Genomic DNA, 16,340 nt, shown 5'->3' on the forward strand with positions numbered 1-16,340 from the left:
ACATGAAGTCCAAGCAACACAACCGTTTGTTCCGAACGCTCCCGGCGGCCTTCGCTGCCGCGATTCTCGGAGCCATCGTTCTGGCCCCGACCGCGGCGACCGCCGCGGAAACTGATGCGCTGGTGATCACGAGCCGGGCCGGGAGCCTCGAGGCCTTCGCTGGGCTCAACGGCACCGTCAGTACATCGATACGCAATGCGTCCGGCGCTGACCTCGCTGACATCTTCGTCAGCTATGAGCCGACTGTCCTGGACTCGGGGATGACGCTGCCGGGCGTTGGCGAAACCTACTTCGACCCTTCGTGTGCACAAGTCGCCGGCGCCGGGACCACTGTCGTGTGCGGCCCGCTCACCATTCCAAGCGGTCAGTCCGCCAACCACAATCTTGCCTATAACCTGCCAAGTGACTTCCTCCTCGTTCATGGGGACGGACCGACCCTGTTCGGGACGACCGCTACGGTCTCGTCCGCAGCAGCGGGGTATACGTCTGCCGGCTACGTCGATCAGCAGCGTGTCCGTTCGGACATCTACCTGCAGACCACGGTGAACGTGGTCGACGAAGGGGCGGCGCCCGCAAACAGGCCGACAGCGCCACGGAATCCGCAGTTCAGCGCAACGCCGTCGCAGAACAAGGACATCCACATTGTTGTGACGCAGGGCGGACACAGCGATATCCGCGACGTTCGCCTGCGATTCGCCCTGTCTGACGGGCTCTCCCTCCGCTTTGTCCCCAACCAGTGCACCGTCGAAGGCTCCGCGGTGGATTGTGTATGGCCGCGTGCGAACGCCGGCACGTTTGCCACCTTCGTCATTCCCGTTCGCATCTCCCCCACAGCACGTCCTGGAGAGGTCATTCCATTGCTCGATCCAGCCGCGACCGTGCACAGCAGCAACGAGCCAGCCACTGTCTCTGGCGTTTGGACAGCAGCCGTTGTCGGCGGACCATTCAGCGTTCTGATATCCGCACCGACGGACCCCGTCAACCCGGCAGCACCGGTCGACCCCGCAGCACCGGTCGACCCCGCAGTACCCGTCGACCCCGCAGTACCCGTCGGCCCCGCAGCGCCGCTCGACCCCGCAGTACCGGTCGACCCCGCAGTGCCGGTCGGCCCGGTGGCTGTAGATGCAACGGCGGCGACGTCCCTCGCTCTAGCGAAGACTGGTCTGGACGCGATGATGCTGCTGACTCTTGTCGGAGTCGGTGTGCTGTCTCTCGCCGCAGGGCTCACGCTGGTGATGCGGCGGCGGCGCGCGGCGCGCCCTGCACACACGCCGAGCTCTGCTGAGAGGACCTTCTGATGCGCGCCTACACCCGAACACTGACAGCCCTTGCTGCCGCGGCAACGCTGTTCCTTTCTCTGTCGCCCGTGAGTGGCGCCAACGCCCTCAGCAGCCCCGACACCACCTTCTCGGACCTCGCTCTCCGGGGGTGCGTAGCTCAGGCCCTCGGCATCGACGCGCGCGAGCCGATCAGCTCCGAGCAAGCAGCATCTCTCCGAGAACTCAAGTGCAACGGGCACCGAATTGCCTCGCTTGAAGGCATCGAGGCACTCTCGGGCTTGAGCAAGCTCAGTTTCACTGGCGCGCCGCTGACGGCTGGCCTTGCCCCATTGAGTGGCCTGCCAGAGCTGGCATCGGTGAGCGTGACCGACGCGCAACCGCTCGACCTCACCAGTCTCGCGAGCCTGCCGATGCTCACCTCACTCTCCGTCAACCGCTCAGAAGTCCTCGACCTCACGGCACTTTCTGGGATGACGCAACTTACCGAGGTGCGACTCAACTCCGTCAAAAACAACCACATCGAACCGCTCGCAGGTCTACTCAACCTCACCACCCTGCAGTTGAACAACAACGGGATCTCCGATCTGGCTCCGTTGCAGGATCTGCGGGAACTGCAATTCTTCGAAGCGACCGCAAACCAGATCTCGGATCTCTCACCGATGTCAGGATGGACCAAGCTGCAACACGTGAATCTCCGCACCAACCAGATCACGGACGTCACTCCGCTACGAGCTCTCACGCAGCTGCGCACCATCAACCTGGAGTCCAACACGATCGCTGACGTGACGTCATGGAGCAGTCTCACCGGCGTCACCTATCTCTCCCTGGACCACAACAACATCGTCGATCTGGATTCGTTCGTCCCCATGGTCGGCTTGGAGACGCTCACGCTGAGCAACAACCGTGTTGAAGACGTCGCCCCACTCCGCGACCTCATCTTCATCGATCACCTCGACCTGTCCCGGAACCAGATTGTCTCCATCGAACCGATCCGAAACCTGTCGGCCCCGAACTATGTTCTCCTGAACGGACAACGCCTCACCCTTCCCGTCATCCTCACGGGCCACACCCAGCACAACCCGGTGCAGTTCCTCGACGGCAGCCCCCTCCCCGTTTCATCTTCGAGCGCGCGGTACGACGAGAGCACTGCCAGCTGGACGTTCGACACTGCTGGCCAGAACACGCTCACTTGGACCTCTCCTGACCTGGGCATCGGGAGCTACTCGGTGTTCTCCGGCACCATCACCCAGGAATCCGTCACGGAATCCGCATCGCTCACACTCACCAAAACAGGTGCCCTCACAAACCCGACAGTAGGACCGACAGCCGGGCAGCAAGCACACTACGCGTTCGAGCTCACCAACGCTGGAAACACGACGCTGACTCAAGCAACCATTGACGATCCGATGCCAAATCTGTCCACGATCTCCTACTCCTGGCCTGGGACCCCTGGTCAGCTGCTCCCCGGCGAGTCCGCCACCGCCACCGCCACGTACACGCTTCAGCAATCAGACGTCGATTCCGGCTCCCTCACGAACGTCGCAACTGCTGCCGCAACAACCGAAGGCGGGACGCCGGTTGCTTCCGATCCGGCGACTGCAACGATCACCCTCGATGAAGAAGCCACACTGACACTCACGAAAACAGCCGACAGCTCGAAGATTTCCGACCTCGCCAAGCCCGGAGACCTCATCTCCTACACGCTGGGCGTGGAAAACACCGGCAACGTCACGGTGACCAACGTGGCAATCGTCGACCCGCTGCAAGGGTTGTCCGCCATCTCGATCAGTTGGCCTGGTCCTGCGGGCGAGCTACGCCCCGGAGAATCCGCATCGGGTCAGGCCGTATACGCCATCACGCAGGCAGACATCGACGCAGGTGCGGTCGACAACAGCGCATGGGCGACCGGCGAAAGTCTGGCAGGCACACCCGCACAGTCGAACACCGCGTCCGTTCACACCCCCCTGCCGACTCAGGCAAGCCTCAGCCTCGTGAAGACAGCAGACGACGCAGCACTCCAAACGCCCACCCAGCCAGGCGACACGATCCGCTACCAGATCGAAGGATCAAACACCGGCACGGTGACCCTCCACGACATCATCGTCGCGGACGAGCTCGAAGGCCTCACCCCGCTGTCGTTCGACTGGCCGGGAACACCAGGCGAGCTCGCTCCTGGTGAATCCGTGTTCGTGTCGACAAGCTACAACATCCAGCCCAGCGACCTCGAATCATTGATCGTCGTGAACACCGCTATCGGCACGGCCACCTCCGCCAGCGGAACATTGCTCGAGGAGCGCGCGACGGTCACGACCACCCTCCACCAGCCCGATGCGGTCCCGCCTGTTCACCCTGACGATCCGGCTGCCGTAACACCACCCGGAAGCCCGGCAAGCGCCGATCCCACTGAATCATCGGCATCACCCGCGACCGGCCTGCTCGCGCTCACGGGTAGCACGCCAATCATTCCGCTGACGATCGCGACGGGTGTCCTCTTGCTCGGCTTCCTGCTGCGTGCACGTCGTTCCCGGAGTGCCACTTCGCCCGAATAGCCAAGCGACAATCGCCGCCCCGATGCTCACCTCGAGCACCGGGGCGTTCGCGTGGAGCGGAAGTAGGCCTGTGGCGTGGTCCATCGGCTCGGGTTGGGTGACGCACCTGAAACCTGCTCGGGGACGGTACGAGCATCGACGTCCCGGAGCCACGCATGCAACCTCCTCCTGGCCGCCTTCCCACAATCGGACCCGACCCGCTGACAGTCCTGCTGATCGGCATCGTGCTGACCGCGGCCGGCTTGATCTTCGTGCTCCGTCAGCGGCGCAACCGCGCGGCGGCCAGCGGCCCAGGTCGTTGTCTCGTCGCAGGTGGAACGATGGGCTTGGCGCTCACCACGTCCGCTTCCGCGGCCACCACGCGCGCTTGCGCCCCGGCTTTGTCCCCGACATCTGACCTGGTCGTGGGGGCGCTGCACTGGTCCGGACGGCCTCCGGTTCGCGGGAGCTTCACCGAGCTCGCACCTGGTTCACTCAGCAACGCAACGCTCCGTGACGATCCCCTTCTCGCGGTGACGATCCCGAACCAGCCACACGGTCACCGGGCCGTGAACCACAGCTAGGTCTTGCAACCTGACGAGAGCAACATCCGCCCAGACCGACCAGGATCATCACTCACTGCCCGCGTTGAACCAGACGCCGACAACCCGGAAGATCGACGACGAGCACGGCGTTCCCGGCTACTCCTCCCTCATCCTCCGCCGTGACTTGCACCTCACTCTGGCCTGCCCCGAGGAAAACGAGCGTCCAATCGACACTCACGCGGTGAGCTTGCACCACCCTAATGTGTGTGATTAGGGCACCCAGGGCTGGGGCTTCTCTACCCACATCGGCTCGGCGCAGCGCATTGTGGAACACGTGCTCTTCGCAGGTCATCGACTCAACACCACGGTAGGTTTCGGGCCCGCCTCGGTTTTCCGGCATGCAACCGGATAGTCGCGGCCTGTAAGACACGCCATGCCTCTTACCCATCTGGGCGGCATGGCACGGGCGGCGCCCTCTTTTCGGGTAGAGATGGTGCCGCCCCTTCAACTTCACACGCTGCTCGCGAATCCTTCCCCGGCGTCGCGAGTGGGGCGCGCTCTTCGATCGCGTCTGGCTCAGGTGCATCTGAGCTGCGCCCTGGAGGCACTCACCTGACTGTCTCCAGGGCGCTCAATGGAAGACCATCGTCAGCGTCCGCTGGTAGGTTGACATCCACACGAATCGAGCGGACCTCGCCAGCGGAGATGAAGGCGCCCATGTACCTGTTCAAAACGGTAACCCGCGACGTCGTCGAGCATGTCACCAGCGGCCGCAATGTGCTGCTGTTCGGGCCCCTCGGAAGCGGGAAAAGCTCAGTCCTTCGCGAAGTGACCGCGGCGCTTGAAGCACGAGGGGGACGTGTCCTGAGCGCACAGGGAGACCTGGGCGGGCGGCAACTCGGTGGGCAGATCCTTGAGCAGCTGGGATTGCTGCGCCGCTCATCTGACCGGAGCCCTGCGGCGATGTTCACCTCGGCACGACATGCCCTCCTCCAGCAAAACGACGCCGTCCTGGTGATCGATGACTACGAACAGGCAGACCCGCTATCGGTACACTTTCTGAGCTCTGTCACGTCACGGGTGAGGACGGTCCGGTCTTATACCTCGGGCGCGCTCGCGTCCCCCTCCTGGCCAGAGGTATCGATCGACCTCGAACCTCTGGACTTCGAGCAGGTCAGAGTCCTCCTCCACGAAGAACTGGAAAGTCCCGCCTCACTCGCCCTCACCGCGCGGGTGATGAGCAAATCCGGCGGGTTGCCGGAACTCGTTCGTGCGATCGCCGGGAGCAGCCGACTCGAAGGACTCATCGTGCTCGAGAATGGCGTATGGCATCTGTCCTCCTCGTCGCTGTGGAGCACCCACCTACGCTCGTTCGCCCAGCGACACTTGCACGAATTGAACGACGAAGAAACTGCACTGCTCTACCAAATTGCTCAGGGAGAGCAGACTCATGAACCGATAGCTGCTCTTGCCAGCCGACCCCCTCTGCGCTCCCTGCTGCGCCGTCAGCTCGTGCGAATGGCACCAACCAATCAGTCAGAGCCGGTCCTATACGTGTGGCCGCCGATCGTCGCCGACCTCCTCCGCCGGGAAATGCTTCCAGGTTCAAATGTCCCGGCACGTCCGACTTCCGACGCGTCAGCACCCATGGAACAGACGCTGACGGGGCGGATCTTCCAGCAGGACGCAGACGAGCTTGCGCCGCTCATGCTCCAATCCTGGGAAAAGGAGCGCACGCCGGCGCTCGCCCATGCTTATCTGCGAAAAGCAACGGGCAGCCGTTTTCAGCGCGCCGCGATCGAGCGGGTGTTCCACGAAACGGTCACGTCCGGGGTCGACCCACTGGACGCATTCCTGTTCGAATTTCAACACGCGCAATGGGTGGCGCTCGACCTCGGGGATCTCCGCGGCGCGTTGGCCGTTCTGAGAGCGTACGGCGAACAACCGTCGGCTCTGCGCCCAGCCGCCCAAGCCGCCGCGGTCCTGTTGACCGTCTTCCTCGACCGCATCCCGGAAGACTATGGCGACGGGCTCTCCGTCGAACACGACGTGACCGGCCTGACAGGGATTGTGCGGTCCATGATCTTGCTGTTTTCAGGGAAAATCGATCGGGCGCGAGACGCGGCACCGACCGCGGCTGATCAGCTGTTCTCGCCAGCCTTTCATGGCTACATTCTCCCCCTCATCAGTCTCTATGAGGGAAACCTCGAGCTGGCCGCGGAACGTGCCGACGCCTCGCGCGCCTCCGCACTCATTGCGCACGATCGACTCCATTATCTGGGTGCGTCCTACGCACTCGCGTTCACTTACGCGGGTGGCGGCCAGATAGCGTCACTGGATGCGGTGATCGGCGATGCACTGAGCACCGCGAAGGCCACGATGTTGCTCCGCCCGTTCTTCGGGGCAACGTTAGGAATCGCAGCCGTCAACGAGGCGTTCCGGACGGGCACATCAGATAGTTCAGCGGCACTCATCGCCGAGGTCGAATATTACGTTCCTCGCCCAGGTCCGTTGTATGGGATGGGAAGTGACGTCCCCGCCATCGTCGCACATCATGTTCTTGATCCGGTGTCCTTCGACCGCGACATGGCGAACGCCATTCGTCGACGTCGAGAACTCGGCTACTTCGCCGCAGCAGCCAGCCTGACCGTTGTCGCCGGCTGTGTCTATGCCGGCCCGCTCGTCTCCGCAGAAGCGACGCTTCTCGGCCAGCGCGTGCAACTCCCCCTCTACGCTCGGGCGCTCAACCTGATCCCTGCGCTTGCCCGTTCAGATTTCGCCGCAGTCCACGACATTCTGGTTGCCCCGGCAGCGGGAGATATCACGTTGCTGGAACAGATCGTGGGATCTGAGTTGCGTCGGGCTCAACGCAGCGGGGACGACGATATCGTCAGCGCGTTGCAGGGCCCCCTAGCGGAACTCCAGCGCAGGGCCACCGGCTCCTTCCAGCCGATCCGTTCGAGTCGAAGCGCTCTGAAAGTCGCAGAACTCACTCCTCGCGAACGACAGATCGCCAGTTTGGTTGCCGACCTCAAGAACGCCGAGATCGCTGAACAGCTCAACATCAGTGTCCGGACGGTGGAGAACCACATTGCCAGCGCTCTGCGCAAGACCGGCACGGCAGATCGCGTGGCACTGTCCAGACTCGTGCTGAGCAGGTAAAACCAGCCGGCCGGTACCGCGATCGGTCGCCATCGCGTGCATTGTGGACGCGGCGAAGCATTCGCTCGCTACAGGCACCTATCTCACGCTACCTGACCCCCACTTGGCGTGCTCGGCTTGCTCATTTTCGCGCTCTGCCCGCCGACAGTCGCGGCGAGCCCGCGAGCATAACACCGGCGGTTGGCAACCAAACTGCCATCACAACCATCTCGATACCGGGTGTGCTCGGGCTGAGGTGCGACCGGCAGCACGGAACTGGGCCTGTCGCAGCGCGGCCGGCCACGTCGGCCGTTGGGTGATGTCGATGGCTCCGCGGTGGGCCGGCGCTGGTTCCTTGCCATCCATCCAACATTGGAGCAAACATGACAAATCCTGCACAACGCAGGCTGCTGAGGGCAGCTGCCGCCACACTGGTCGGCGGTGCGCTGGCCCTGGGCAGCGTGGGCAGCGCGTACGCAGCGACGAGTTCGACAATCGACGCCACCCAGTCGGGATCGCTGACGATCCACAAATACGAGCAACCAAAGAGCCCCACGGATCTTCCGCACGACGGTCGGGAGCTCTCAGCTGCTGATCTGACGGAGCTCACACCGCTTCCCGGCGTTGAATTCACAGCGACGAAGGTGGCCGGCGTAGACCTCACTACCAACGCCGGATGGGAGTCGGCGCAGGCCATGACGACAACCACGGCCGCTTCCGCTGTCAGCACCGCACCCGCAGACATCCACCGGGGAGTCACCGCCGCGGACGGGACGCTCTCCCTCACCGGGTTGGACCTTGGGCTGTACTACGTGACGGAATCCAAAGCCCCAGCTGGCGTGGTCCCGAGCGCACCATTCCTCGTGACGCTGCCGCTGACCAACCCGCTCGATCAGTCGAGCTGGATGTACGACGTGCATGTGTACCCGAAGAACTTCGCGGCACACACAGAGAAGAGCGTCTCTGACAGCAGCACTGTCGCCGTGGGAGATGACGTCACCTGGACCGTTCGCTCGATCCTGCCGATCGACGGCACGGACGGTTACCAACTTACCGACACGCTCGACAAGCGCCTGACGTTCAAGTCGGCAGACGTCTCGATCAACGGCACCAAGCTTGACGCCGCGGACTACACCTCCTCATCTGTCGTGAGCAGTGTCACGGGGCGCGCGACTGTCCTCGTGAAGCTGACCGACCTTGGCCTCGCGAAGGCAAACCTTCCGGCGAACAAGGGGACCGCTATCGAGTTCGCGTTGGTCACCACGATTAAGGAGCTCGGTGACATCAAGAACGTCGCCGAGATCTACGACAACGCCGACGACATCACGAACAAGACGCCTTCGGGATACACGCCCGGCCACCCGGACGAAGAGAACCCGACGCCCCAGCCGAACGACCCGACCGATCCGAACAACCCGTTCGACCCGATCCCGGGAGACGATGCTCCGGTCACGAAGTTCGGCGAACTGACGATCAACAAGATCAGCGCTGCGGATTCCAAGGTCCTCAGCGGCGCGAAGTTCCAGGTGTACACGAGCCTTGACGCGGCCAAGGCTCAGGATCCTGCCGGCCTCGTCACCATCGGTAGTGAATCCGTGTGGACGTCCGATGCGAAGGGACGTGTTTCCATCGCCGGCCTGCGTTACTCGAACTGGGAGAACAACGCGGCAATCGCCGACCAGAACGCCTGGAAGCACTACTGGCTCGTCGAGACGGCAGCTCCTGCAGGCTTTGAGCTGCTCGCCGAACCCGTTCAGTTCGACATCACGAGCAACGACGCAACAGTCGTCGACCTTGACGTGAAGAACGTTCCCGGCAATGGCGGATTCTTCCTCCCCATCACCGGTGGCGCCGGTGGTTCGTTGCTGATGGGCGCGGGCGTGCTCCTCGTTGTGGGTGCCGTCGTGCTCACGATCCGCAACCGCCGTGCTGACGCAAAGGTCGCACAGTAGCCACATCCCCAGTACGAGGTCGGTCTGGCGCTCACGTGCCAGGCCGACCTCTCTCTGTAGTAGCGATCCATCCTGCCCCCGGAAACTCACCCGCTCGACGAGGTATCTCCCATGAAACACTCCCCCGCGAGCCGCCGGAGACACGCGTCTCGTTCCCGTTCCTCGATGAGGGCGATATTTCGCCGCATACCGGTCACGATCATTGCTCTGGCTGGGGTCGGACTTCTGCTCTACCCTGACGCGGCAAACTGGTTCGCAGCTCGAGCACACGCCACGAGTACCAACAGCTACGCCGAGAAACTCGACGACCTGTCAGCATCGGAACGAGCGGAATCGCTCGAGCGAGCGAGGACCTACAACACCCGAATCGGTGTTCAAACGCTTACGGACCCGTACACCGATGTGGCTGAAGTCGCAGCGACCTCGGATGAGTACCTGGATCAGCTCCATGTTCCAGGAAGCGATGTGATGGCCCGGATCCGGATACCCGCGATCGACATCAGCTTGCCGATCCGTCATGGCACCTCCGATGACAGCCTCCTTGAAGGTGTCGGTCACCTGCAAGGGTCGTCGCTACCGGTGGGAGGGACGAGCACCAACGCCGTGCTCACCGGACACAGTGGCCTGCCCGGCGCCGCGCTCTTCACCCCCCTGCATGACCTGGACGAAGGAGACCTGATCTTCATTGACGTGTTGGGTGAAACGCTCGCCTATCAGGCGTTCGATTTCGCGACGGTCGTTCCCACGGAAACCGATCGGTTGCGGATCGTCAACGGTGAGGACTACCTCACACTCATCACCTGCACACCTATCGGGGTCAATAGTCACCGCATCATCATTCGAGCCTCGCGCGTGGATCTCCCGGACGATACTCGACCCGAGGACACGGTCGCGCCCGACGAAATACCGTTCCCGTGGTGGGTGATCATGCTCAGTGCTGTGAGTGTTACCGCGGGGCTGTACCTGATGTGGCCCGCGATCGCGCGTGGTCGTCTCGCGCGTCGTGGTCGGCTCGCGCGTCGACACACGTTCGTCGAGGTCGACGGCCGAAGCCGCAGCAGACGCCGCCACCTGCTCAGTTAGCCTCGCTACACTGCTGGCCGTGCAACGCTCCTATAGGAGGTTGTCGCGCTGGTTGATTCGTTGCGGAAGTGGTCGGATGGTCTGCGATTGCCGGGTTCCACCTGCGGGATAGGCGGCGCGATAGGACATCGAGGACGCTCTCGGCGGTTTGGCCGATTCGTGCCACCGTAGGTGGTACGGCATGACGCGAAACAGATCGTGGATCATCCTCGGGCGGAGGCGGCTGGATCGCACGAAATCAGGCCGTACGGCGTGCTGATCACACGGCCTACTCTGCGTCGTCGACGATCGACAGGCCAACGAAGTGCATCTGTGGACGACCGTAGTAACAGGTCTGCAGGAGCACGTCGCCAGGTATTCCAACGAGCGCATCTGACGTGACTCCGTATTTGGCTGTGTCCCGGGTGCCCGCCACCCGGTACTGGCGGATGATCCCGTCAACCTCGACGTTGACCAGCTGCCCGATCTCCCACGACAGCACGATGTCTCCCCCGCAATAATTATGTGCCGCCCACAGCGGTGGAACGTCATCCCGGTGTCCGTCCACCATCTCCGAGAAGGTGCCGTCGCAACGATCGAGCAGCGTTTCTGCGCCGGACTGACCGAGCGTGACCGTTGGGATGGCATCACCGGCGAGCGAGCGCGCAACCGTGATCTTGATGTCCCCATACGTTCGTTCCACGGTTTGAGGATCCACAACAGCGATTCCGACGGTGATGAGTCCTGTCCCGATGAGGGCGACGCCCAACGTCGCGAGCGTTCTGCGCCATGCCCTTGAGGCCCAAGACGGTCTCGTCAACGAACGCCGGGCATCTCATCGTGGTGTTCCTTGCCTCGTCGACCCAACCTCCGAGAGACGAACGCAGCACAGAGCGCAAGACTGAGCAGAGTTACTCCCCCCGCGATAAGTGTCCCCGTTCCGGCACCTCCCGTGGCTGGCATGTCGAAGCGAGGGCTGTCAGTCACAACCAGCGCCCCGCTTTCGATGGTCACTTGCGAGTTCAGGGCAGGGTTTGCCAGTTCGAGCGCTCCGCCGGCGGCGACGGTGAAGGGAACTGCTTGCGCAAGGAGGACATGTCCGTCTGGCGCTTTCGATTCACGGATCCAGTAGGCACCGGGGGTGATGCCGAGTACTTCAAATGACCCGGTGGTGCCGGGCACCGCAGAGACGGTGATTCCGTTCAGCGGTTCGCCTGGTACGCCGTCGACATCGGTCAGGATCTCGAATCCGGCTCCGTCCAGTGGGGTGACCTGCCCGTTGACGGTGCCGCGCTTGAGAATCTCCATCCGTGCCGAGACGACGGTGTCGGTCTGGCAAACCGGCGCGGGAGCGGCGCCAGCCTCGCAGGTGGCAGGAGGTGTATCGCCGGTGCCGGCGACGACGTTGTGGAGAACACTGTTCCACGCGTGGTCCGCGACGGTTGCTGTGTAGGTCACCTTTGCCGGGTACCCGGCGATGAGGGTGAAGGGGGGCGTCGTAAGAACCGGTTTGCCGGGAACCGGGTCGGGGATGTTCTTGGTGACTGTCCGAGTGCCCGTGGGGACAAACCACAGGTAGGTTCTCTCTTCGTAGGTCAGCGTCGCGGAACCGGCAACAAACGCGGCGTTGTTCAACACGTTCGTGAGGTCATCGGTGAGGACAACGTTGCCGGTGTCCTCGGTGGAGCGTGCTGTGACGGTGTACGAGACGTTCTCCCCCGGTGAAACGTAGGTTCCGCCCCCAGCCACGGATGCGGCCTTGTCGATGCTCCAGACGGGCCCCTTCGCGATTGCTGTTGTCGTCGTTGACACGTTGTTGGTGTTGTTCGGGTCGCTGTCGATGCCAATCACCGTTGCGGTGTTCTCGACGGACGTACTTTGCGGGGCTGTGACCGTTCCTCGAATGATGATCGGTTCAGCAGAAGCACCAGCCTCGAGAACGACGGGGACCGCTGCGGCACGGTCCCCACCGGCAAGCACAGGGCGGTCCGGGTCGGTCTCGTCAATCGACCACCCGGTCGGCGCGGCACTGCAGGAGAGATTCGGGCCGTCAAGACGGCAGCCCTCAGGACCGGACACCAGCACAGGATCGACGACCGTGGCTGGTATCGCGTCACGGACGATGTATCCGTGCGAGGCCTGATTTGCTGAGTTGTTCGTGACATTCATCGACCATTCGATCTCATCACCGGTGCGTACGGTTGTCGGCGCCGACTTCACAACCGAGAGATCAACAGGCGAGGCCAGAAGACTCACCCCGACGAGCGGCCTCCCCACTTTGACTGCGAAGTTGTCATACGCCAGCGGACCGATGACGACCATCGCTGCATACGAGACCGTGAGCGTGACCGAATGAACGAGACCCGAGATCTGGACGACCGGGATGTTGTGCGAGGTTCCTTTCCTCTGACCGAGCAGCGGAGTGTATGTGAATGCGTTGTCAACGAACCGAACGTCCGTTCCCGGGACGGCCGCTGGATTTTCTGCGTACGTCGTCATGGCTGTGGTGTACGCGGTTGGTGATTCGCCGTTGATCGCGGAGATTCGGGTCTCGCTCCACGATGCGATCGCGCCGAGCTCTGGCAGTGTGTCTTCCGTCGTGGACAGGGAAAGGTCATAAATAGCCAAGCCTGGATTGAGCACCGGCTTGTCGTACGTGATCGTGACGGTGTTCACATCGCCGCATTCGAAACGCTTCCCTACCGCCAGCCACTCGTCCCGTGATCTAGTCCAACTGGCCGGGGGTTCAAGGCAGGCCGCTGTCAGTGGGTCGTCCGCTGTGGTCTGCGCAGAAGGCCCGCCAAGCGGGAACAGCTCGAACGATTGGGCGTAGGGGTTGGGGTTGGACTTCAACCGAAGTTGTCCTTGACCTCCCACCTGCGCACGGGCTGCCCGGTTTCCGAGCTGCATCTCAGCCATTGTGGCGTCAACGAAACTCGATGAACTGACATACGAACTCGAGTTCCCGAGAACAAGAGCAGACGAACCGGCCCCGGCCGCAGAACTGGTCGGCACGAGTCCGAGCGACAGCGTCACCACGAGTAGCGTCACGGATGCACACCACTTCGTCACGCCAGACAACGAATGGTTGCTCGACCGAGCTGTGGCAGGCCCCAACAAGCGCATGGCATCTCCAGAGAATCGACAAGGGAACAGGTACCAGTATCGGGAGCACGTCACTCGTCTCCGTGCACGCGTTGCTTCTGCCTGCCATGACGCACAACAACTCAGGGGGCAATGGGGCAATGGCTAGGTGCTGGCATGCAGCATCGTGGGTGCGTGCACCCGATGAGATCGGCTCCTGAAGGCCTCGACCGACAGGTTGGGGTTCGTGCTCGGCCAATTGTCGGAGGCGTCGAGCACCACCGGGCACGGCGAAGTGCAAGGAGGCGTCGCGATGCGATGCGATCCGAATCCGGGAGGGCGTCTGACGCTCGGTTCGGTGGGAGACAGGACGATAGCCGAAACACACTGCGGGGAGGAGGCGCTCAATCCCGGTCCTTGGTCCAATCCGGCAGCGGGCACGGTGTGAGCCGCGGTCTCGTTCGAAGGCTCCGACCGACAAGCACGGTCAACACCGGGGCACAACCACGTGCACTGCAAACCTGCGGTCGGGCCATCTCGGCTGTTGCTGCGCACGTCACAGCCTGCGGGAGGGGACGCTGGCATTGGCTTTATTGCGTCAGGGAAGCCTGGTAGAACTGTGCAAAGTGTTCAGCGTCGTCGCTGTTTCCGGAGTAGAGATGTCCGTTGACGATGGTGGTGGGAACCGCGGTCAGGGCTAGTGCTTCGCTGGTCGGGAGCGGACCCTGTAGGGCCTGGGCGGTGATGTCCCGCACCCAGGCATGATAGGTGCGGAGCGTGGTTGCGTCGCTCAACGAGACATTGAGCTGGGCGGCAATGCTCATGAGCTCCTGATCGGAGAGACCAGGAGTGTTCTCTGCGGGCTGGTTGGCGAAGACGGCAGAGAGGTAGCCGGGGAGAGCAGAGGGATGGGATGCCGCGACATCGACGATGCTGGCTGCTGCGCGAGTGGAGTAGTTGGTGCCAACCGAGAGCCGGTCAAGGAGCGCCACTGGGTGGATCCGCAGCGTTGCGCGCCCGTCGTCGACCTCGTCGAACAACAGCTGTCCATTACCGGCTTCGAAGATCTTGCAATACGGGCACAGCGGGTCCAGGTAGAGGTCGATGACTGTCGCGCCCGAACCGAGGCTGATGTACCCACCGTCGAACTCCACCGCGCCGACAACACCCGTCAGCGAAGACGTAGGGTATGAGTCCTCCTCCTCGGATGGCATGGCTTCGCTGCCGACACAGCCGCTGAGGATGATCGCACTGATGAGCGCTGCGGGGAAGACTGCACCCCGGCGTCGCCGCGGACTGAGTTGAAAGAACGCCATAAACTGCTCCTCAGGGTATGTCTGGATACTGTGGTTCTCAGGGCTGACCCCTCGTGCAGGGGCTCACGGTCGTGGACGATATGAGTGAACCAGCGAGCCGATGGGTTTGTAGCTGCCCGGTATCGTCTGCCGGACATCTGCGGATCCGTGATCGTTGCGGTGGCTAGTCATCAACGTCTGTGACTGCTCCGGTTTCACCGTCAACAGTGACGGTGATTTGTTGGCGCCCCGTCTCGAAGTCGATTTTCCAGCTTAAGAGAGCGCCTTCGTTTCGAAGATCGATGTTTGTGACGTGGACTGCTCCGCCGACCGATCGGCTGGCCTCTTCGACTGCCTGAGCTGCGGACCAGGAGAGTCCCGGGCCGGTCGCGTCACGATTCGTGTTGAGCCACAGGTCGCTGCGGTTGATCTGTGCTTTCGCGCTGACGAATGACTGCAACGTTTGTCGGAAGTCGTCATCTGCGAACCAGTTGGAGTCGGAGGAACTCGATGAGTGTGCTTCGAGATACTCACGGTATTGCTCCCGCGCGGCGAAGAACACCTCGAGATCGGATGCTGGATTCGTCGACGGTGTGGCCTCGCTGGCGGAAGTAGCGGGCGTGCTTGGGTCTGCGGCTCCGATCGGTGCGCCCGTTCCGGGCGCGGTGCACGCCGATGTCGACGCGATAACGCTCCCGACGACGAGCGCAAGCGACATCCGCCAGATGCGTTCTTTAGTCATCGAGTCTCATCTCCACAATCTGAAAGTTGGTGTCAAGGCGTAATTTGTGAACAAATCCGTCCACGAGTTCGATCCGATAGGGAGCATGTGAGGAAGCGTCCAGCTCCAATTCGGTCAAGTAACTGCCGGGGTATGCCGCCAGTGCAGCAAGAACGGCTGAGTTGATGTCCTCGATGCGCCAGGTGCCCGGGAACCTTCGGTCGTCGGAGCGTTCGGTCTCGATGATGGTGGCCTTGTCGTCGACCACGCGAACCTTGCTTTCCAGACCATCCGCCGTCTCGAAGTGAACGTGCCACGCGCCAACAGGTTCAGCCTCCACGGACCTCAGATCGCTCACATCGCCTCCGACGGCCACGTTGGCCAGGCGGATGACCTCCAACAGCTGTTCAGCGCTGTCCGTACCCTGTGGGCCGGCCGTCCGCGGCGGGTCGTTCGAATCGGGTCGGCCCGGCGTTTCAACGGTTGGACCGCTCGCAGCTGAAGGCGAGCGATCCACGAGACGGGAGCTCGCATCGGTCCTGGGCGTGGACTGGTTGCCATTGACGTTGCCGATCAACAGGCCAACGATCACGGAAGCGAGGACGACCAATGCTGCCAGGAGCGCCAGGGTGAACCAACGCCAACGACGTTTTTCCGGTCGAGGTGACCTGTCCAGATCTATCTGTTGAGAGGGCTTCACGGGGTTCAACTCGGAGTATTCGCTTTCTCAGG

General features: G+C 62.7%; 10 protein-coding genes. 5 read left to right on the forward strand and 5 right to left on the reverse strand.

Annotated features, from left to right (window positions below; genetic code table 11):
• The first annotated feature begins 2 nt into the window (after positions 1 to 2).
• The 5 genes from IFR14_RS20965 to IFR14_RS15360 all read left to right on the forward strand — a co-directional run bounded on the left by IFR14_RS20965 (position 3) and on the right by IFR14_RS15360 (position 10,529).
• Positions 3 to 1,298, forward strand: coding sequence for a hypothetical protein (locus tag IFR14_RS20965; RefSeq protein WP_137243548.1), 1,296 nt, complete (start codon positions 3 to 5; stop codon positions 1,296 to 1,298).
• On the forward strand, positions 1,298 to 3,829 hold the full coding sequence (locus IFR14_RS15345; protein ID WP_191941589.1) for a DUF7507 domain-containing protein: 2,532 nt from the start codon (positions 1,298 to 1,300) through the stop codon (positions 3,827 to 3,829). The genes IFR14_RS20965 and IFR14_RS15345 overlap by 1 nt, the downstream gene beginning before the upstream one ends.
• Before the next feature lie 1,241 nt (positions 3,830 to 5,070).
• Complete coding sequence (locus IFR14_RS21235) at positions 5,071 to 7,515, forward strand: helix-turn-helix transcriptional regulator (protein WP_274598632.1); 2,445 nt, start codon at positions 5,071 to 5,073, stop codon at positions 7,513 to 7,515.
• 362 nt (positions 7,516 to 7,877) lie between these two features.
• Positions 7,878 to 9,446: a SpaH/EbpB family LPXTG-anchored major pilin gene (locus IFR14_RS15355; RefSeq protein WP_137243550.1), complete on the forward strand. Its 1,569-nt coding sequence runs from the start codon at positions 7,878 to 7,880 to the stop codon at positions 9,444 to 9,446.
• A 165-nt stretch (positions 9,447 to 9,611) separates the two neighbouring features.
• On the forward strand, positions 9,612 to 10,529 hold the full coding sequence (locus IFR14_RS15360; RefSeq protein ID WP_161578622.1) for a class C sortase: 918 nt from the start codon (positions 9,612 to 9,614) through the stop codon (positions 10,527 to 10,529).
• 268 nt (positions 10,530 to 10,797) lie between these two features.
• On the opposite strand, the gene IFR14_RS15365 is transcribed toward IFR14_RS15360, so the two are convergent.
• The 5 genes from IFR14_RS15365 to IFR14_RS15385 form a co-directional block, all read right to left on the reverse strand.
• Positions 10,798 to 11,277 (reverse strand): hypothetical protein, encoded by a 480-nt coding sequence (locus tag IFR14_RS15365; RefSeq protein WP_137243552.1) that lies wholly within the window; start codon positions 11,275 to 11,277, stop codon positions 10,798 to 10,800.
• 47 nt (positions 11,278 to 11,324) lie between these two features.
• Positions 11,325 to 13,184 (reverse strand): SpaA isopeptide-forming pilin-related protein, encoded by a 1,860-nt coding sequence (locus tag IFR14_RS15370; RefSeq protein ID WP_161578623.1) that lies wholly within the window; start codon positions 13,182 to 13,184, stop codon positions 11,325 to 11,327.
• A gap of 998 nt (positions 13,185 to 14,182) precedes the next feature.
• Positions 14,183 to 14,908 (reverse strand): DsbA family protein, encoded by a 726-nt coding sequence (locus IFR14_RS15375; protein ID WP_137243554.1) that lies wholly within the window; start codon positions 14,906 to 14,908, stop codon positions 14,183 to 14,185.
• A 163-nt stretch (positions 14,909 to 15,071) separates the two neighbouring features.
• Positions 15,072 to 15,629, reverse strand: a complete 558-nt coding sequence (locus IFR14_RS15380; RefSeq protein ID WP_137243555.1) for a PepSY domain-containing protein — start codon at positions 15,627 to 15,629, stop codon at positions 15,072 to 15,074.
• Positions 15,622 to 16,308 (reverse strand): hypothetical protein, encoded by a 687-nt coding sequence (locus tag IFR14_RS15385; RefSeq protein WP_137243556.1) that lies wholly within the window; start codon positions 16,306 to 16,308, stop codon positions 15,622 to 15,624. Before IFR14_RS15385 ends, IFR14_RS15380 begins: the two co-directional genes overlap by 8 nt.
• Positions 16,309 to 16,340: the final 32 nt, after the last annotated feature.

The organism is Plantibacter sp. CFBP 8775 (genome assembly GCF_014839505.1).
Lineage (GTDB): Bacteria > Actinomycetota > Actinomycetes > Actinomycetales > Microbacteriaceae > Plantibacter > Plantibacter auratus.

Excerpts from the sequence above, each read along its gene's own strand:
- IFR14_RS20965 (WP_137243548.1), top strand. The coding sequence starts at position 3 with ATGAAGTCCAAGCAACACAACCGTTTGTTCCGAACGCTCCCGGCGGCC.
- IFR14_RS15345 (WP_191941589.1), top strand. The coding sequence starts at position 1,298 with ATGCGCGCCTACACCCGAACACTGACAGCCCTTGCTGCCGCGGCAACG.
- IFR14_RS21235 (WP_274598632.1), top strand. The coding sequence starts at position 5,071 with ATGTACCTGTTCAAAACGGTAACCCGCGACGTCGTCGAGCATGTCACC.
- IFR14_RS15355 (WP_137243550.1), top strand. The coding sequence starts at position 7,878 with ATGACAAATCCTGCACAACGCAGGCTGCTGAGGGCAGCTGCCGCCACA.
- IFR14_RS15360 (WP_161578622.1), top strand. The coding sequence starts at position 9,612 with ATGAGGGCGATATTTCGCCGCATACCGGTCACGATCATTGCTCTGGCT.
- IFR14_RS15375 (WP_137243554.1), bottom strand. The coding sequence starts at position 14,908 with ATGGCGTTCTTTCAACTCAGTCCGCGGCGACGCCGGGGTGCAGTCTTC.
- IFR14_RS15380 (WP_137243555.1), bottom strand. The coding sequence starts at position 15,629 with ATGACTAAAGAACGCATCTGGCGGATGTCGCTTGCGCTCGTCGTCGGG.